At 61.2% G+C, this 17,696-nt stretch carries 15 protein-coding genes and 1 riboswitch; of the genes, 11 read left to right on the top strand and 4 right to left on the bottom strand.

The features are described 5' to 3' along the window. Nucleotides 1-253 precede the first annotated feature (253 nt). Both NRS07_RS19505 and NRS07_RS19500 read left to right on the top strand, forming a co-directional pair. Nucleotides 254-1,231 carry a cation diffusion facilitator family transporter gene (locus tag NRS07_RS19505; protein ID WP_259213498.1) on the top strand — a complete coding sequence of 326 codons (978 nt, stop codon included), beginning with the start codon at nt 254-256 and terminating at the stop codon, nt 1,229-1,231. Continuing rightward, the gene (locus NRS07_RS19500) at nt 1,228-1,815 is read left to right on the top strand and encodes an SIS domain-containing protein (RefSeq protein ID WP_259213496.1); all 588 of its coding nucleotides are present in this window, start codon (nt 1,228-1,230) and stop codon (nt 1,813-1,815) included. Before NRS07_RS19505 ends, NRS07_RS19500 begins: the two co-directional genes overlap by 4 nt. A 119-nt stretch (nt 1,816-1,934) precedes the next feature. Here NRS07_RS19500 and NRS07_RS19495 read toward each other — a convergent pair whose 3' ends face one another. Next, nucleotides 1,935-4,418: a heavy metal translocating P-type ATPase gene (locus NRS07_RS19495; RefSeq protein ID WP_259213495.1), complete on the bottom strand. Its 2,484-nt coding sequence runs from the start codon at nt 4,416-4,418 to the stop codon at nt 1,935-1,937. A 90-nt stretch (nt 4,419-4,508) separates the two neighbouring features. Here NRS07_RS19495 and cadR point away from each other — a divergent pair, with 90 nt between their 5' ends. Together cadR and mntP are read left to right on the top strand one after the other, a co-directional pair. Further along, nucleotides 4,509-4,940 (top strand): Cd(II)/Pb(II)-responsive transcriptional regulator, encoded by a 432-nt coding sequence (cadR, locus tag NRS07_RS19490; protein ID WP_259213494.1) that lies wholly within the window; start codon nt 4,509-4,511, stop codon nt 4,938-4,940. A 156-nt stretch (nt 4,941-5,096) separates the two neighbouring features. Next, nucleotides 5,097-5,264, top strand: a riboswitch (yybP-ykoY riboswitch). Nucleotides 5,265-5,271: 7 nt separating this feature from the next. Beyond that, nucleotides 5,272-5,844, top strand: coding sequence for a manganese efflux pump MntP (mntP, locus tag NRS07_RS19485; protein WP_259213486.1), 573 nt, complete (start codon nt 5,272-5,274; stop codon nt 5,842-5,844). A 466-nt stretch (nt 5,845-6,310) separates the two neighbouring features. Here mntP and NRS07_RS19480 read toward each other — a convergent pair whose 3' ends face one another. The 3 genes from NRS07_RS19480 to NRS07_RS19470 form a co-directional block, all read right to left on the bottom strand. Continuing rightward, a complete protein-coding gene (locus tag NRS07_RS19480) occupies nt 6,311-8,653 on the bottom strand; it encodes a heavy metal translocating P-type ATPase (RefSeq protein WP_259213843.1) in 2,343 nt (780 codons plus the stop codon). Between the two features lie 369 nt (nt 8,654-9,022). Further along, entirely contained in the window at nt 9,023-9,745 is a 723-nt protein-coding gene (locus tag NRS07_RS19475; protein ID WP_259213480.1) for a DUF305 domain-containing protein, read from the bottom strand. Between the two features lie 679 nt (nt 9,746-10,424). After that, nucleotides 10,425-10,838, bottom strand: coding sequence for a DUF305 domain-containing protein (locus NRS07_RS19470; RefSeq protein ID WP_259213478.1), 414 nt, complete (start codon nt 10,836-10,838; stop codon nt 10,425-10,427). A gap of 1,152 nt (nt 10,839-11,990) precedes the next feature. Between NRS07_RS19470 and NRS07_RS19465 the strand changes: the two genes are divergently transcribed. From NRS07_RS19465 to NRS07_RS19435, 7 genes are all read left to right on the top strand, one after another. Then, nucleotides 11,991-13,406 (top strand): TolC family protein, encoded by a 1,416-nt coding sequence (locus tag NRS07_RS19465; protein WP_259213840.1) that lies wholly within the window; start codon nt 11,991-11,993, stop codon nt 13,404-13,406. 16 nt (nt 13,407-13,422) lie between these two features. Then, nucleotides 13,423-14,814, top strand: a complete 1,392-nt coding sequence (locus tag NRS07_RS19460; RefSeq protein ID WP_147935917.1) for a multicopper oxidase family protein — start codon at nt 13,423-13,425, stop codon at nt 14,812-14,814. Nucleotides 14,815-14,876: 62 nt separating this feature from the next. Continuing rightward, the gene (locus NRS07_RS19455) at nt 14,877-15,320 is read left to right on the top strand and encodes a DUF411 domain-containing protein (protein WP_259213835.1); all 444 of its coding nucleotides are present in this window, start codon (nt 14,877-14,879) and stop codon (nt 15,318-15,320) included. Nucleotides 15,321-15,349: 29 nt separating this feature from the next. Next, a complete protein-coding gene (locus NRS07_RS19450) occupies nt 15,350-15,715 on the top strand; it encodes a copper-binding protein (RefSeq protein WP_259213834.1) in 366 nt (121 codons plus the stop codon). Nucleotides 15,716-15,773: 58 nt separating this feature from the next. After that, entirely contained in the window at nt 15,774-16,139 is a 366-nt protein-coding gene (copC, locus tag NRS07_RS19445; RefSeq protein WP_259213833.1) for a copper homeostasis periplasmic binding protein CopC, read from the top strand. A gap of 13 nt (nt 16,140-16,152) precedes the next feature. Then, nucleotides 16,153-17,082 carry a copper resistance D family protein gene (locus NRS07_RS19440; protein WP_259213831.1) on the top strand — a complete coding sequence of 310 codons (930 nt, stop codon included), beginning with the start codon at nt 16,153-16,155 and terminating at the stop codon, nt 17,080-17,082. Nucleotides 17,083-17,108: 26 nt separating this feature from the next. Further along, nucleotides 17,109-17,552 carry a nuclear transport factor 2 family protein gene (locus NRS07_RS19435; RefSeq protein ID WP_259213829.1) on the top strand — a complete coding sequence of 148 codons (444 nt, stop codon included), beginning with the start codon at nt 17,109-17,111 and terminating at the stop codon, nt 17,550-17,552. Nucleotides 17,553-17,696: the final 144 nt, after the last annotated feature.

Here is a 17,696-nt window from a genome sequence, read left to right as displayed (position 1 = left end):
GGCGGTTTAGTCCTGTTCGGAGTAATCATGGTGTTTTTCGGTTGGCTAAAGTACAAGGATCGAAACAATCCTGCAGGGACGAAACCGCGAAAGCGCTCCAAACCGAAGGCAAGGCGAAAGTAGTGCACGCCCCCTCAGGCGAGGCGGTCAGCGGATATCGCGGTCCAGAACACGGCAGGGTATCTCGACATACGAGATCTCCTCGCTTCTGTCACCAGCAGGACAACCATAATCACTACATAAGGGGAAAACGATGGGTTCAGGACACTCTCATGCAGCACTGCCCGGCCAGAGCGAACGACCGCTCTGGATCGCGCTCATCCTCACCACGGCGTTTCTCGTAGCCGAAATTATCGGAGGCATTCTCACCAACAGCCTCGCACTGATTTCGGATGCGGCGCACATGTTCACCGACAGCGCCGCGCTGGCGATCTCGCTGGCAGCGATCCGCATTGGCAGGCGGCCGGCCGACAGCGCGCGTACCTTCGGGTACTACCGCTTCGAGATCCTCGCGGCCGCACTCAATGCCATCCTGCTTCTCCTGGTGGCGACGTACATATTGTACGAAGCGTACCAGCGCCTGGGCAACCCGCCTGAAATCCAGTCGGGAACGATGCTCCTGGTTGCTGCCTTTGGCCTGGTCGTTAACCTCATCAGCATGCGGCTGCTATCGAGCGGCAAGGACAGCAGCCTGAACGTCAAGGGAGCCTACCTGGAGGTATGGAGCGACATGCTCGGGTCGATCGGCGTCATCATCGGCGCCCTCGTGATCCGCTACACCGGCTGGGCCTGGGTCGATTCGGTGATTGCTGTGGGCATCGGGCTGTGGGTGCTGCCGCGCACTTGGACGCTGCTTAAGGCAAGCATGAATGTGCTGCTCGAAGGCGTCCCCGAGGGGCTCGGTATCGACGAGATTAACGAAGCGATCGCCGGCGTGCCGGGTGTGGCCAGTGTGCACGACCTGCATGTCTGGTCGATTACAAGCGGCAAAGCCAGTCTGACGGTCCACGTCGTCCAGAGTGACGACGTCGCCGATCCGCAAGCGCTGTTGATGGCCATCCGCCAGCTGATTGCGAGCAAGTACGACATACATCACGCTACCGTCCAGGTCGAGACGACGCCGTGCGAGCAGGCAATCGAGGGACATATTTTCGGTCCGGCCGCAGGTCACGACCATGCCGAACATGCCGAACATCCTGGCCACCGTGAACATGAGGGAGAAAAGCAATGATCGAACATATCAGGGCAAACCTCGTCGAGGCACGGGAAGCGCTCGATCACCTCATCAACGATGACGCCCAGCTCGCAAATGTCGAGGCGGGGGCCGCCCTCCTCATCGATTCGCTGCGCAGCGGGCGGCGTGTCATCTCGTGTGGGAACGGCGGCTCGATGTGCGACGCAATGCACCTGGCTGAAGAGTTGTCAGGACGGTTCCGCGAGAATCGTCCCGCAATGGCGGCGGTGGCGATCAGCGACCCGAGCTACATTACCTGCGTCGCCAATGACTATGGATACGACCAAGTCTTCGCCCGGTTCGTCGAGGGCAACGGCAGCGCTGGCGACGTCCTGTTCGCAATCAGCACGAGCGGGAGCAGCGCGTCCGTTGTCCTTGCTGCGCAAGCAGCCCGTGCCAAGGGGATGAGGGTGGTCGGGCTGACTGGACGGCCGGGATCGCAGCTCGAGCAATGTGCCGACATCTGCATCTGCACAAGTGCTGGACGCTACGCTGATCGGGTGCAGGAGCTCCATATCAAGGTCATCCATATCCTGATCGAGCTGGTGGAGCGGGCCCTGCAACCATTGAATTACCCCTGAAGGGATGAGCTCACAGGCTGAGTTGGTCTACCGTGGATGGCATAACGCAGGCCGGCTTGCGACCGATCTGCGCGTCGGGCCACCGATGTCGACTGGCGGGAACGCGGCTAGCACGTAGCTCAGCCGGCTCGCAACGTCCGACTTTTGGAGCCGGTGCCTGCCTGACCGCTAACCTGGCTGCGTGCTTCCCGTACTTTAAGCAGACGAAGCCCGTTGAAGACAACGAGCAAGCTTGCGCCCATGTCCGCAAACACGGCCATCCACAGGGTGGCCGAACCGGCGATCGCCAGGACCAGGAACACTGCCTTGATCGTCAGGGCTGCGAGAATATTCTGCTTCAGGATGGCGGCGGCCTGCCTGCTCAAGCGGATGAACTGGGGAATCTTGCGCAGGTCGTCGTCCATCAGCGCCACGTCGGCCGTTTCGATGGCGGTGTCCGTGCCTGCGGCGCCCATTGCAAACCCAATATCGGCCTTCGCCAGTGCCGGCGCGTCGTTGATGCCGTCGCCAACCATGCCGATAATGCCGTATCGCGCAATTTCGTCGCTCACGGCCGCGAGTTTGTCCTCCGGCAGCATGTTTCCCCGGGCGTCGTCGATGCCGACCTGGCGTGCGATGGCCGTTGCCGTCACCCCATTGTCGCCGGTGAGCATGATCGTCCGGATGCCGAGCTGGTGTAGCTGGGCGATCGCCTCGCGGCTGGTTTCACGGATGGTATCGGCTACCCCAATGACCAGCAGTGGCGACGCGTCATCGCACAGGACGACCGCAGTCTTGCCTTCACCTTCCAGCCGGGAGAGGGCACTTTCCGTAGCGGCGCTGCAGATGCCAAGCTCTTCGACCAGGCGGTGATTGCCCAGGTAATACCACTTGCCGTCGATTCGCCCTTTCGTGCCACGGCCGGTCAGCGCCTCGAACTCGGTCACGGCAGCGAGGGAGAGGTCCAGGCCTGAGTGTTGCCAGTGGCGGCTTACTGCGGTCGATACCGGGTGGTCGGACCGGTCCGCGAGCGCGGCCGCGAGCTGCAGATGGGTCTGTGCATCGCCTTGCAGGGGCAACACGTCCGTCACCTTGGGTTTGCCCTGGGTGATCGTACCGGTCTTGTCGAGCGCGAGCGAGCGCAGTTTGCCGCCCTGCTCCAGGTACACGCCGCCTTTGATGAGGATGCCGGCGCGTGCTGCGGCAGCCAGGCCGCTGACGACAGTCACGGGGGTCGAGATCACCAGGGCGCAGGGGCAGGCAATCACGAGCAGCACGAGTGCCTTGTAGATCCAGGGCATCCATTCGGCGCCCAGCATGAGCGGCGGCACGAGGGCAACGGCAAGCGCGATGGCGAATACGATAGGCGTGTAGATGCTGGAGAAACGGTCGACGAAACGCTGGGTCGGGGCGCGGCTGCCCTGCGCATCCTCGACCGCGCGGATGATGCGCGACAGGGTCGAGTTGCTGTGACCGGCGGTGACGCGGTATTCAAAGGAACCGGTTTCGTTGATCGTGCCGGCGAACACCTTGTCGCCCATCATTTTTGGTACCGGCATGCTCTCGCCCGTGATTGGCGCCTGATTGACGGAAGACTGGCCAGAGGTCACTTCCCCATCCAGGGCAATCCGCTCGCCGGGCGCAACACGGGCCAAGGCGCCGATCGCGACCGTGGTGGCGTCCTGTTCGCTCCAGCTACCGTCGTCCAGGCGTACGCTGACCCGGTCGGGCGTCAATGCCATCAGGCCCTGGATGGCGTTTCTCGCCCGATCGAGCGAACGCGCCTCGATCATCTCGGCAACCGCGAACAGCACCATCACCATTGCCGCTTCCGGCCACTGACCGATCAGCACGGCACCGGTCACTGCGATCGACATCAGGGCATTGATGTTGAGATTGCGGTTCTTGAGTGCGATCCAGCCCTTCTTGTACACCCCCAGGCCCGTCGTCGCAATCGCAAGCAGCGACAGCAGGATCACCGGCCACGAGTTCTCATCGCCCGTCATCCATGCAAGGATTTCGGCACCGATCGCCGCGGCCAACCCAAACCCGAGGATCGCATACTGCCGCTTTCGGGAGGTGGGCTCCGCCGCCTCGGCTCGTCCTTGTGCAGCCCCAACGAGCACCGCCTGCATGCCGATGGACGTCAGTGCATCCTGGATCGCCGTTACTGGCCCGCTGTGTCTGACGCTCAAACGGCGCTGGACGAGATTGAAGTCGAGCTGTTCGACTTGCGGCAGCCCGGACAGCTTGCTACGGATGAGTGCCTCCTCGGTGGGGCAATCCATGTTCTCGATGCGGAAAACAGTGCCTGCCGCTGACCCGTTTTTCTCATCTGCCTGTTCAACCACCGGTTCCATGCCGACCGCACGTACTGCTGCAAGAATCGCCGCTGAGTCATCGAGGCTGTGCTCCACCCGCAACCTGCGCTGGACTAGATTGAACTCCAGTGTTCCGACCCCTGCGATGCGCCCCAGCGCTTGCCTCAGCAGGCCCTCTTCCGTCGGGCAGTCCATTTGATCGATGCGAATGAGCAGCGAACGGTCTTGGGCTGCAGGCGAGGTCGCCGCGGTCTCGATTGGCGCAGACTTTGCGCAACATGACTTGGCCTGGCATTCCGACATGACGACTCCTTGAGAACTATATATAGTTTGCATTAAACACCCTGTAGCGGGTACAGGGTCAAGCACTAGACTAACGTACCGGGGTTTCTCTTGAAAATTGGCGAATTGGCGGAACGCTCAGGCTGCTTGGTCGAAACTATTCGCTACTATGAACGGATTGGCCTGCTTGCCCCGCCGGACCGGTCGTCGAACAATTATCGGGCCTATACCGAGCTTCATGCCGAGCGCTTGCTGTTCATCCGGCATTGCCGCGCCCTGGACATGACACTCGACGAGGTCCGTACGCTGCTCGATTTTCGCGACGCCCCCGGACAAAACTGCGAGGGCGTCAACGCGCTCCTCGACAAACACATCAGGCACATCGTCGACCGTATAGCAAACCTGTCGATATTGGAGACGCAGCTCAGGGAGCTCAGGAGCCGTTGCGTCGTCACCGACACCACAGGCGCATGCGAAATTCTCCATGCGCTTGGCACTGCGGACACGTGCGACGAGCCAGCAAAACGGGGGGGCATTGACTGATCCGGAACCTGACCATAGACCGAACCTGGCATTTATGCGCATCCCTACGGCGTCCTATCGATTAGGCATGGCGAACCTCAGATGCTTGCAGGTGACCAACATAGCTTCCAGCAGATGTAATTGGTGGTTGAGTTTGCCCCCTGGGTCAGGTATAGTCCCGCCGTCCTTTGGGGAGTAGCCTGCTTCCGCCCTGGAAGTTCCCGTATCAACATACTCGGCGCAGTCGCCGTGGTACGGGCAGCCGTTTCGGTTGGCAAGACCATTGGCATACCTGCGCGCCACGTCGGGCCGCGCAGCTATGCCTTTGCGTTAGCCCGACCTGAAAGCGCCCATGAATTCCGCTGCTATCGCTGCCCTCGCCCTCGCCATGTCCACCGACGCCTTCGCGGCCGCCGTCAGCAAGGGGGCGGCACTCCAACGCGCGCAGATCAAGGAAGCCCTGCGGACCGGCCTCATTTTCGGCGTGATCGAATGCCTGACTCCCGTGGTCGGTTGGGCCCTCGGCACGGTGGCGGCGCCGTACGTGTCCGCCTGGGACCACTGGATCGCCTTCACCCTGCTTCTGGTCCTGGGTTTGAAAATGGTTCGCGAGGGCATGTCGGCGCCCGACGCAGAAGAAACCAGGCCTGAGTCGCACACATTCTGGGTGCTGGCGATGACCGGTTTCGCCACCAGCATCGATGCCATGGCAGTCGGCGTCGGCCTGGCCTTCATCGATGCCAATATCTGGATAGTCGCTTCCGCGATCGGCCTGGCAACCTTCACGATGGTCACGATCGGCGTCATGGTCGGTCGCGGCATCGGGTCGGTGATCGGCAAGCGCGCGGAGCTGCTTGGCGGCCTGGTGCTGATCGTTGTTGGCTCGCTTATCCTTTACGAACACCTCACCAAGGCAGTCGGGTAATTTGGTCGATGATCAGGCGGCCGCGACGGTCGACATGCATCTCCCTGACCTTTGCCAGACGAGCCAGGCGCCGGCGCCTGTGGCGCTCCGGACCACGGGTCCCTGGAACTCGTGTCGCATCCGGAGCCCTGCTTACCTCTTGGCTCGCGCCCGTTTCTTGCTTCTTCGGCCGGCGGATTCCGCGCGTGCAATCTGACGCCGCCGTTGCCGCCGCCGCTGCACTTCCCAGTACACGACACAGCCAAGCGCGACGAGGGCAAAAATGGCACCGACAAAGGCGACAAGGTCGAGCGTTTCACGTGTGACGACAACATTCATGGTCTATGTGCGAAGAATAAGATGAGCCCCGCAGCGCAGTTCGTCACAAACAAAGCAAGAGCAGCCTGCAATCGCGAAGGGCCTCTGTTTGCGGAGCCACGCATTTTCGCATACCTCCGGGACAGGCCAGAGACCTGCCCTGCCAGACTTATCCCGGTTCGTTCGTCCCGCCCGCCGTTCCACGCAGCCGTAACGCGTTCCCGATCACCGATACCGAGCTCAGGCTCATCGCCAGGGCAGCGATCATCGGCGACAGCAGCTGCCCGGTGAAAGGATACAGAACGCCCGCGGCGAGCGGAATCCCAAGTGCGTTGTAGACGAATGCGAAGCCAAGGTTCTGCCGCATGTTACGCACGGTCTCGAGTGACAAGAGGCGGGACCGTGCAATCGCCCGCAGGTCGCCTTTGATCAGGGTAACGTGTGCAGAGTTGATCGCAACATCGGTCCCCGTCCCCATCGCGATGCCAACATTGGCTTTCGCAAGTGCCGGTGCGTCGTTGATGCCATCGCCGGCCATTGCCACGACCCGTCCCTGCTGTTGCAACCGCTCTACCAGGGCCAGTTTATCTCGGGGCTTGACCTCGCCATATACCTCAGCGATACCCAGCTTCGCCGCGACCGCTTTCGCGGTGGTGACACCGTCACCCGTTGCCATCACAACCGTCATTCCCGCGTCACGAAGCGTTGCCAAAGCTTCGGGGGTAGTCTGCTTGACCGGGTCGGACACGGCGATGAGCCCGACGAGCTTGCCTTGCAACGCCAGGTACATGACGCTTGCGCCCACTTGGCGAAGGTCTTCCGCAGCAGGCTGCAAGGGCTTCCAGTCGACCTTCTCGATATCCATGAGTGCCGTATTGCCCAGGGCTACTTGCTGCCCCTTCAACTTTCCTCGCACGCCAATACCGCTTGAGGACTCGAAGGTTTCAGGCTTGTCCAAGGCGAGGTTGCGCCGGCGGGCCTCGGCGACGATCGCATGGGCCAGCGGATGTTCGCTACCCTGGTCGATACTGGCTGCGACCTGAAGAACATCTTCCTCCTGGAATCCGGCGGCAGGAATGGCGCGGTCAAAGGCTGGCTTGCCTTCCGTGAGCGTGCCTGTCTTGTCGACGATGATGGTATCGACCTTGCGCATCGCTTCGATCGCTGCGGCGTCCCGGAACAGGACACCCTGGGTGGCAGCACGCCCTGTCGCCGCCATGATCGACATCGGCGTTGCCAGGCCGAGCGCACAGGGGCATGCGATGATCAGGACCGCGACGGCATTGACGAATCCGTAGACCCAGCTGGGTTCGGGCCCGAGTAGGCCCCAACCGAACAAGGTAAGCAGTGCGATAACGACAACCACGAGCACGAAATAGCCGGCCACAACGTCCGCCAGCCGCTGCATGGGTGCCCGGGAGCGCTGAGCCTGAGCCACCATTTGAACAATCTGGGAGAGCATCGTCTGAGATCCTACTCGTTCGGAGCGAATGATCAGGCTGCCGCTAGCATTGATCGTCGCACCGATGACCTTGTCCCCCGGCCGCTTCGTCACCGGTAGCGGTTCGCCGGTAAGCATCGCTTCGTCCACTGCGCTTTCGCCCTCGACGACGGTGCCGTCGGCCGGCACCTTTTCGCCAGGCCGCACGCGCAGCAGGTCGCCGATATGGACATGCGAAAGCTCGACATCTTCCTCGGTTCCGTCCGAGCGTATGCGGCGGGCTGTTTTGGGCGCGAGGCCAAGCAAGGATTTGATTGCTGCCGAGGTCTGTGAGCGGGCGCGCAGCTCCAGGATCTGGCCCAGCAGGGTCAACGATACGATCACCGCGGCTGCCTCGTAGTAGACGCCAATACGGCCGTGCTCGGCGAACGTCGCAGGGAACAATCCGGGCGCGAGGGTCGCGACGACGCTGTACCCATAGGCGGCGCTCACTCCGAGACTGATCAGAGTCCACATGTTGGGGCTGCGGTTCCTGATCGACTGGGCACCCCGGAGGAAGAATGGCCAGCCGGCCCAAAGCACGACCGGTGTACTGAGGACGAGCTCAATCCAGCTTTGATACGCCAGCCCGCCACTGAAAATGCGGTGCCCTGCCATGGCAAGCAGGGTGACGGTGATCGTCAACGGCAAGGTCCAGCGAAACCGGCGCCGAAAATCAGCCAGCTCAGGGTTATCCTCGTCCTCTAGCGAGGGCATCATGGGTTCCAATGCCATGCCGCACTTCGGGCAGTTCCCGGGCGTGGGCTGTTGGATCTCGGGGTGCATGGGACAGGTATAGATCGTTCCCGCCGGTGCTTCAGCAGACACAGGCGTGTCATTTGCCTCCAGATAGGCTGCCGGGTTGGCGCGGAATTTGTCCATACACTTTGGGCTGCAGAAGTGATAAACGCTACCCTCGTGCTCGATCCGCCGATCTTCCTTATCCGCGACTTTCATCCCGCATACCGGGTCGGTGTGTGGTTTCTCAGCGAACACCGACGTCAGGTCGCCCGATCCATCACCTGCCTTCATTTCCCCGGGCGTGTGTCCAGAACGGGAATGGTGACCATGGTTTCCGTGCTGGTGGTCAGGAAGCTTGTGCGACTCGTGTTTCATAGTGGCTCCGACAAAGATATAGGTATGTCCTTCACGCCGAATAACCCCGGGCCCCGATGGCCTGGTCTGGTCGCTCCGTCTCACAATCAAGGAAATGTTCGATCTCTGCCGACGTTCCATGGCCGTGGACAGAACCCAATTTAGACCTTCCTATGGTAGTAAGGTCAAGCGTGCATACGCATCGTTCGGCCGTCCCGTGACGACGTATGGCCAGCCGCAGAGACCTGAAACCGAACAGGCTGGAACGCTTGTGCCAACCGTTCCAGCCCCGTACCCGTATGGTGCTTATAGCTCGTTATCCTTACGCCTGTCGCCATTCATTGGAACGAAGCCGCAGTCAGAATACTGTTTGCACAGCATTTCCCGCATGTCATTAATCCCGTTCTTCTGAACGATCACGATGTTCTCGCAGTACCGGCGCAGTCCGTCATGATTAAGATCGCTCTTGACCATGCAGTGCACACTCGGCGCCAGTGCACTGAAGTGGTGGCTGCTGAAAGTCCGCAGGAAGGCCTGGTTGAACTGTGCGCCGGCAGGCGCGGCCTCCAGGGTAGCGATCATCCGACGTCCCTCGGCGGTGAGCTGGGGATGATAGTGGACTCCATACCATTCCTGTAAAAAGCGCTGGGCACGGCCTATTTCCTCGCGCTGTTCGCGGTTTCCCATGCGGGCCATCGACCTGATTTCGTCATCGGTCGCCTTGGGCGGAGTCGCGCTGAACCCGGGTGTCGGCGATGTACCTTCTTGCGGGGCAACGACCTGCGCATCGCGCACCGGATCAGTACCGGCAGCGAGCTCGGTAATGCGTAGCGCCGAATAGTGATGGTTGATGATGAAGACCAGGTAGTTTCTCTCGAACTGCGCGGTGTTGCCCCTACCTGGCCCGTCGGCATATGCTACGCCAGCGCTGGCGACCAGCGCGCTCAGACCCAGTGCAGTGTTGCGGATCACTGCCCGGGATTGATCGAATACAGAGGTGCGGTTCAGTTTCTTGGCTGCGGTTTCCATGGTTCGCTCCTTAAATGAGTATCAACGGGTTTACGTGCGAGGACGTGGGCCACGTCGACGGCGTCCCCTGAGCGATGGCGGCAATGCCCGCGCGCGAATGCGGGCTTGTTGGGTCATCGGGCAGGGGATTGCGCTCGTGGCGGCAATGCCCCGCCCCCGGTCCCACGACGGATCCGGAGTCGATAAGGCGCCGTCGAGTCAGGCACGAGGGGGCGGGTGAAGAACTGCGGGAATGTGACTGGAAAACTCGGCTCGTGGAGAAAGCCAATGTTCCGGTGGGATGGATGAGGTGATGAATAATGGCAATACGGGAACGGGAGCGTACGCCACGGCTGCGTCCGAACAGCAAAGCCGCTCGCCGTGGCAGCAACTGCCATCCTCGTTTTCAGCGGCCTCGCCCGCCATTTCAGCGCAATCGCCGGTTCCGGCTCCAATCTCGACTGTCATCGTAGGGCACGTAACGGCTGCGGTCGCATACCCGTGATATGCGATCATCAAACAAAACGTGCACCAGACAATTTTGCGTAGGAGCGCAGCCATGCAAAAACTCTAACTCCTTCGCCCGACGTTCCGCTACACGATACGAATGGGCAAACGATGCAGACCATGCAGCGACCGAATTGAGGGGCCGCTGCGAAAGGTTTTTCCGCGCTCGGCACCCCGGGTTCAAAGCAACTGCTTACTTGTTCGACGGATGGTGCTTGGCCATCCACTGATCAAGCTTCTGGATTTCCTTCGTTTGATCGGCAATGATCTTCTTTGCCATCTGCTGCATCTGCGGGTCTTTGCCGTTCTTTAGCTGTGCTTTCGCCATATCGATGCCGGCCTGGTGATGGGAACGCATCATCATTGCAAAATCGTGGTCGTGATCGCCCGTCATCGACATGGTCGACATTTTCTGATGCATGTCCTGCATGGTCTTCATCATTTCCTGATGAGACATGTTACCTGGCTGCGACGTTGTGGCAGCGGCAGTTCCATGCTGGGCATGTTGGCCATGCTGGCCGGACTGGGCGAACGCGCTTCCCGCAGCGCCAAATGCGAGTGCAACTGCCCCTGCAACCAGAGCGATACGTGCCTGTACGTTTTTCATCTTGATCTCCTTGTTCAAATTGGTCAGCGTGCCGCAGGAACACACAAATGCAGCACGTCCGTGCCGATTCTGTGAGGATTCAATACGTGTCTGCTGTGCGCTAACGCACCCTATGTTGACATTGATGCATCTGCATCCCCAATGCTTTCGATGTTGGTCCTGGCCTGCGTGCATGCTGCCTTTAATCCGCCTTAAGCCCCATGACTGGCCGAAAATTGTCGTGCTATACTCCGCCCGACCATGACCCGCACTCTCAAGACATTCCTGCTCTGGCTGTTGATTGCCGTGCTACCGCTCAACGCGGTCGCTGGCAGCCTTGGCATGTCTTGCTCGCCGGTCCACCAGCAGATGCAAGAACCGATTGTCACTGGTGTGCCTCACCAGGAAGACATGACTGAGGGACATGCTCACCATGGCGCGGAGCATGCAGGCCATGTGGTCGATTTGACCGCTACAGCCGATTCACTTGCCCCGGATATCGAGAAGCAACCACACACTTCCTGCAGTTCCTGTTCGGCTTTCTGCCTCGGCGCAGTCGCACCACCTTCAACTGATCTTACTGTTCCTACATTCGACGGCTCCGACGTCGTTCTCCCCTCGCCTGCCGCGTTTGTTGTGGGCTTCGTCCAGGATGGCCCCCGGCGGCCTCCCCGGCACCAATCCGCTTAATCGAAACAAGAGCTGACCCGGCTGTTTGCAGCCGCCGGTGTTGCGCCTCTTGAGCATCAGCGCGTGCGTACGCACGCCCGTTTCCGATTTTGAGGACTGACAATGAAACTCAAGCTTTGGGTCGCCACTATTGGCGCCCTGCTGGCTGTGCCTGTTTCCGCACTGGCCCAGCAATCCCACCACGCGCCTGACCCGGCAGATCCACGCGTTGCCGTTCCGCCCGCACTGTACGAATCCGCCTTCACGAGCGCTTCCCTGCCTCGGCCGCAAGAGAGCGATGTTACGCCTGACAAGGTCTGGCGAACCGCAAACGACACCGTAGCCGGAGGCCCCGGGCATGCCGGGCACGGCGCCGCGCACGGGACCAACCCCGCGCCAGCCAGCAGCCACGCACACGCCGGACATGCGGCGCCGGCACCCGCTGCCAAGCCAGCTGTTCAGCCTGCTGCCGACCACAGCAAAGATCATTAAGCCAAGGCACCAATGACAATAAAGCCACCAATTCCTTCACTGCGTGCCATTGCTGCAGGCGTTGCGGTCCTTGTTCTGAGCGGTTGCGCTACCTTCTCGAAGGACGGCGGCCTCGACGCAGTCTCGACTTTGACGGCCGAGCGCACAGGCCAGGACATCCGCCTCTCGAAAGCAACTGGCGATAGCGAGCCTGCGCAGGCTGAGCTTGCTGAAATCCTGAAGCAGCCGCTGTCGGCCGACAGTGCCGTACGTATCGCCCTTCTTAACAATCGGGGCCTGCGCGCCTCGCTCGCCAACTTGGGTGTAGCCGAGGCCGACCTCGTGCAGGCGGGCCGCATGAGCAACCCAAGCTTCAGTTTCGGGCGCATGTCGGGCGGCGGAGAGACCGAGATCGAGCGCAGCGTCATGATCGACCTGGTCGGTCTGGTCACCATTCCACTGCGCCGGGATATCGAATCGCGCCGCTTCCAAAGCGCCAAGCTCGTCGCGGCTACTGAAGCGGTTCGCCTGGCTGCCGACACACGCAAGGCTTACTTCAACGCCGTGGCGGCTGTGCAGGCGGCGCGTTACGCGGAACAGGTCCGCGACGCAGCTCAGGCAAGTGCCGAACTAGCGCAGCGCATGGCCAAGGTCGGAAACCTCAGCGCCCTCGACCAGGCACGCGAGCAAGCCTTCTCCGCCGAGTCAACAGCGCAGCTCGCTCGAGCACGCCACAATGCAACGGCCGCTCGCGAGCAGCTCACACGGCTGATGGGCGTTTGGGGAACCAACACGGCTTTCCAGCTCCCGGACAAGCTCCCGGAACTGCCGGCAACTCCGCGCGATGCCGCCAATATCGAGGCGACCGCAATGCAGCAGCGCCTCGACGTGCGCTTGGCCAAGCTGGGCACGGAGGCGACGGCGCGCGCCCTGGGGCTGACAAAAGCGACTGGATTCGTCAACGTCCTCGACGCCGGCTACGCCAACGCGAGCAAGTCGGGCTCCCCGCGCGAGAACGGCTACGAGATCGAGCTGGCCCTGCCCATCTTCGACTGGGGCGGCGCACGCACCGCCAAGGCCGAGGCGCTCTACATGCAGTCGGTGCACCGCACGGCCGATACCGCCACCGTCGCCCGCTCCCAGGTGCGCGAAGCCTATTCGGCCTACCGGACCACGTACGACGTCGCCAGGCACTATCGCGACGAAGTCGTCCCACTCCAGAAAAAGATCTCCGAAGAGACCCTGCTCCGCTACAACGGCATGCTGATGAGTGTCTTCGAGCTGCTGGCCGATGCACGCGCCCAGGTTACCGGCGTGAACGCTGCCATCGAAGCGCAGCGCGATTACTGGATCGCCGAAACCGATCTGCAGGCTGCCATCAGCGGAAGCGGAGGGTCTTCCGTCTCGCTGGCATCAAGCTCCTCTGCCGAAGCAGCCCCCGAACATTGAACAAGGAATGAGCAATATGAGTTCTCGTAGAGATTTCTTCACCGGTGCCGCAGCGTTGGTCGGTGCCGGGCTGGTAAGCCGTGCAGGCGCCGCCACGCTGCCGGAGGCGCCGATCATGACCACCGCGGCGACGCAGCCACCGCTGCTGCCTCCTAACGGCCGCCCGTACAACCCGGTTGTCACCCTGAACGGCTGGTCGCTCCCCTGGCGCATGAACAATGGCGTCAAGGAGTTCCACTTGATTGCCGAGCCGGTGGTGCGTGAAATCGCCCCTGGCATGAAAGCCAACCTGTGGGGCTACAACGGCCAGAGCCCGGGGCCGACCATCGAAGTGGTCGAGGGCGACCGCGTCCGCATTTTTGTCACCAACCGCCTGCCGGAGCACACGAGCATCCACTGGCATGGCCAGCGCCTGCCGAACGGCATGGACGGGGTCACGGGCCTGAACCAGCCCGGCATCCAGCCGGGCAAGACCTTCGTCTACGAGTTCGTGGCACGGCGCCCTGGCACCTTCATGTACCACCCACATGCCGACGAGATGGTGCAGATGGCGATGGGGATGATGGGGTTCTGGGTGACCCACCCGAAGAATCCGAAGCACCACGCGGTGGACCGGGACTTCGTCTTCCTGCTGAACGCCTACGACATCGAGCCCGGCAGCTATACACCGCGGGTCAACGAGATGCTCGACTTTAATATCTGGACCTTCAATAGCCGCGTCTTCCCTGGTATCGACACGATGAACGTCCGCCAGGGCGACCGCGTGCGCATCCGGACCGGCAACCTGACAATGACGAACCACCCGATCCACCTGCACGGACACGAGTTCGAAGTGACCGGCACCGACGGCGGCTGGACCCGGCCCGAGTCGCGCTGGCCCGAGGTCACGACCGACGTCGCGGTAGGCCAGATGCGCGCCATCGAGTTTGTCGCCGACGAACCGGGCGACTGGGCCTTCCATTGCCACAAGTCGCACCACACGATGAACGCCATGGGACACGACGTCCCGACGCTGATCGGCGTGGACCACCGCGGTGTCGCCGAGAAGATCACCAAGCTGATCCCGGACTACATGGTCATGGGCGACAAAGGCGGCTCCATGGGCGACATGGAGATGCCGATCCCGGAAAACACCTTGCCGATGATGACGGGACAGGGGCCTTTCGGCGGCGTCGAAATGGGCGGGATGTTCACGGTTCTGAAAGTGCGCAAGGACCAGAAGCCGGGCGACTACAAGGATCCCGGCTGGTACAAGCACCCGGCAGGCACGGTTGCCTACGAGTGGAAGGGAGAGCCGCCGGCGGCCGTGCGCAGCCAGACGGCTGGCGGCCAGGCCATGCCCGCCGTGAAACCTGCAGACATCGAGGTAACCGTTCGTAAGCCGACTGGCCACCAAGGTCATCACTAACCAAAATACGTCATCAACTCAGGTACCACTCGGGTACCGACCAGGTACGAAAGGACTGTCTCATGAAGCGACGATTATTCAGCCAGGTTGCACTCGCAGCTGCGTTATTCACGCCCGTATTTGCGATGGCTGCCGCCCCCATCATCGAGGTGTTCAAGACCGAATCCTGCGGCTGCTGCGGCGCCTGGGTCGAGCACCTGAAAGCGAATGGCTTCGCCACGCGTGTCGTCAATGTCGAGAACCCTTCGGATTACCGGCAACGTGGCGGTATCCCGGACAAGCTCGGCTCCTGCCATACCGGCATGGTCCAGGGCTACGCCATCGAAGGCCATGTCCCTGCCAGCGACATCAAGCGCTTGCTCGCACAGAAACCAAAGGCGAAGGGCCTGGCCGTGCCGGCGATGCCGCTCGGCTCGCCTGGAATGGAAGGACCGCGCAAGGACCCGTACGACGTCTTGCTGGTACAGGCCAACGGCAGCACCAAGGTTTTCAAGCACTACAACTAACCGACTTTGAACGAACGAAAGGAAATACCATGAACGCATTTTCGAAACTGACGATCGCCATCGCTATGAGCGCCGCTGCTTCCATCGCGACTGCACAGGAAAGCGGGCACGGTAGCCACGGTTCCCACGACGCGCATGCCGTGCACTCGGGCAGCCAGGCTGCGGCGCCTGCCGAACTGACAGATGGCGAAGTCAAAAAGATCGACAAGGAAGCCGGCAAGATCACGCTGCGTCACGGTGAGCTGAAAAACCTCAACATGGCCGCGATGACCATGGTCTTCCGCGTCAAGGATCCAGCCATGCTCGACCAGGTTAAGGTCGGCAACAAGGTCAAGTTCGCGGCCGATCGCGTCAATGGCGCTGTGACGATCGTCCAGCTGGCCACGGCCCAATAAGCAAAACTATCGACCGGCCCCTCAGTCAACGGACTCGGGGCCTCAACCGGAGAATCAAATGAAAGCAAAGAACCTTGTGGTTGCAGCGGTGGCTGCCTTCGGATGTGTCTTCACTTCCGCCGCCCTCGCCCATGCGAAACTTGAGGCATCCATGCCCCAAGCTAATGCCGTCGTCACCCCGGCCCCAACGCAGGTGCGCCTGCAATTCAACGAGCAGGTGGAGTTGCCGTTCAGCAAAGTCAAGCTGATCGACGAGAAAGGCGCGGTCGTCGAGCCCTCGAAGAAGGTGCTCGATGCTGCCAACCCCAAAATATTAGTCGCAACTGTTCCGGCCTTGCATTCGGGCGCATATCGCGTCCAGTGGAGTACGGTCACGCGCGATGGACACAAGGTCAAAGGTGAGTTCGCTTTCCGGGTAAAGTGACATGGAATCAGACTTGGCATTGATCCAGCGGGCCGCGACCGTCGTCCTCAACCTGTCGGTCGCCACGCTCCTGGGTGCGGGGGCCGCGTCCCTCTGGCTGTCCAGGGCGAGCTCGCCTTGGGCAACCGGCATGCTGCCCCGTTTGCGCAAGGCGATGCTTGCCTGTTTTGCGGTGGCCATCGTGACATATGTTGTGATGCTGTGGCTCGAGGGAGCGTCGATGGCGGAGGTGCCGGTTGCAGAGGCCTTCCCTGCAGTACAGTCCGTTATCACGGCAACACACTACGGCTATGCCTGGATGCTTGGCGCTGGGGCACTGATCGTGGCCGGAATCACTACTGCAGTGGCTTCCGGGAGGCGCGGACTCCGACTGGCTTCCATATTGCGGCTCGGCGCGCTCGCACTGTTCCTGTACAGCCGCAGCATCGTCAGCCATGCCGGCGCCGGGGGGGATTTCACCTGGGCAGTCGCAGTCGACTGGGTTCACCTCGTCTTGATCAGTCTCTGGGTGGGCGAAGTGATCGTCGCCGGGTTGATCGTGCTGCGCGCCGAGCCTGCCGCTGGACAGGCAAACCGTACTGAGTGTGCGCGCTACGTCGAGGCGCTCTCGACCTCGGCAACCGTCGCGTTAATCGGCATCTTCGTCACCGGCATCCTGAGCGCATGGCGTGGACTCGGAAGTCCAGATCAGGTTTTCGGTAATCCATATGGAACCGTGTTGCTCATCAAGGTCGGCCTGGTTTCTGCCGCCGCAGCGCTCGGAGGTATGAATCGCTTCATCGTCATGCCTGCCCTGTTGGCACAGCTCCGCAGAACCGGAGCAACTGACCGAGCTACCACTCACAAGTTCGCGCTTGTCCTTCAGATCGAGGCGGTCATTCTGCTCGCAGTCATCGTAGCAGCCGCCATCTTGAGTTCGACCTCACCGCCAATGGCGTCGTGACACATTTCAACCTAAAAGGAATAACAATGAGATTGCAATTCACGGTAGGAGCTCTCCTCGCAGCAGCGCTATTCGCATCCTCGGCTAGCAGCCTGGCGGCAACGCCGAAAGAAACCCTGGCCGCGTTCCATGCGGCCCTTTCCAATGGTGACAAGGCAAAGGCAACCAGTCTGCTCGCACCTGAGATCACGATCTATGAATCTGGCTATGTGGAACGCTCGCGTGAAGAATATGCCGGCCACCATCTCGGTGGTGACATGGAGTTCGCGAAGAGCGCGACCCGCAAGGTGTTGAAGCAGACCGAACGTATCGATGGCAAAACGGCGATCGTGTGGGAGGAAACCGAAACAACGGGAACCGCGCGTGGAAAGCCGGTCCACGCATTTGGAACCGAGACGGCAGTCCTCGAGAAGAATGGCGATAACTGGACGATCGTACACGTGCACTGGTCATCGCGGAAGGCAAAGTAATACCGCCTCTGGGAGACCGCAGTACTGAGGCGCGCAAGGGGTGTCACCCCTTGCGCGTTTCACAAAATCTCGCCAGATCATTATCAATGAGTACTGGCCTCTCATCAAAGTAACGTCGGTCCGCACGGTTCACTTGACGAAGTT

Source organism: Massilia sp. H6 (assembly GCF_024802625.1).
Taxonomy (GTDB): Bacteria; Pseudomonadota; Gammaproteobacteria; order Burkholderiales; family Burkholderiaceae_D; genus Telluria.
Note: the sequence above shows the minus strand (reverse complement) of the source record. Positions and strands in the feature narration are given on the sequence as shown.

What these genes read in the sequence shown, in the direction of transcription:
- NRS07_RS19505 (WP_259213498.1), top strand. Translation starts at nt 254, where the DNA reads ATGGGTTCAGGACACTCTCATGCAGCACTGCCCGGCCAGAGCGAACGA.
- NRS07_RS19480 (WP_259213843.1), bottom strand. Translation starts at nt 8,653, where the DNA reads ATGAAGGCAGGTGATGGATCGGGCGACCTGACGTCGGTGTTCGCTGAG.
- NRS07_RS19470 (WP_259213478.1), bottom strand. Translation starts at nt 10,838, where the DNA reads ATGAAAAACGTACAGGCACGTATCGCTCTGGTTGCAGGGGCAGTTGCA.
- NRS07_RS19500 (WP_259213496.1), top strand. Translation starts at nt 1,228, where the DNA reads ATGATCGAACATATCAGGGCAAACCTCGTCGAGGCACGGGAAGCGCTC.
- copC (WP_259213833.1), top strand. Translation starts at nt 15,774, where the DNA reads ATGAAAGCAAAGAACCTTGTGGTTGCAGCGGTGGCTGCCTTCGGATGT.
- NRS07_RS19465 (WP_259213840.1), top strand. Translation starts at nt 11,991, where the DNA reads ATGACAATAAAGCCACCAATTCCTTCACTGCGTGCCATTGCTGCAGGC.
- NRS07_RS19450 (WP_259213834.1), top strand. Translation starts at nt 15,350, where the DNA reads ATGAACGCATTTTCGAAACTGACGATCGCCATCGCTATGAGCGCCGCT.
- NRS07_RS19435 (WP_259213829.1), top strand. Translation starts at nt 17,109, where the DNA reads ATGAGATTGCAATTCACGGTAGGAGCTCTCCTCGCAGCAGCGCTATTC.
- NRS07_RS19460 (WP_147935917.1), top strand. Translation starts at nt 13,423, where the DNA reads ATGAGTTCTCGTAGAGATTTCTTCACCGGTGCCGCAGCGTTGGTCGGT.
- NRS07_RS19475 (WP_259213480.1), bottom strand. Translation starts at nt 9,745, where the DNA reads ATGGAAACCGCAGCCAAGAAACTGAACCGCACCTCTGTATTCGATCAA.
- NRS07_RS19455 (WP_259213835.1), top strand. Translation starts at nt 14,877, where the DNA reads ATGAAGCGACGATTATTCAGCCAGGTTGCACTCGCAGCTGCGTTATTC.
- mntP (WP_259213486.1), top strand. Translation starts at nt 5,272, where the DNA reads ATGAATTCCGCTGCTATCGCTGCCCTCGCCCTCGCCATGTCCACCGAC.
- NRS07_RS19495 (WP_259213495.1), bottom strand. Translation starts at nt 4,418, where the DNA reads ATGTCGGAATGCCAGGCCAAGTCATGTTGCGCAAAGTCTGCGCCAATC.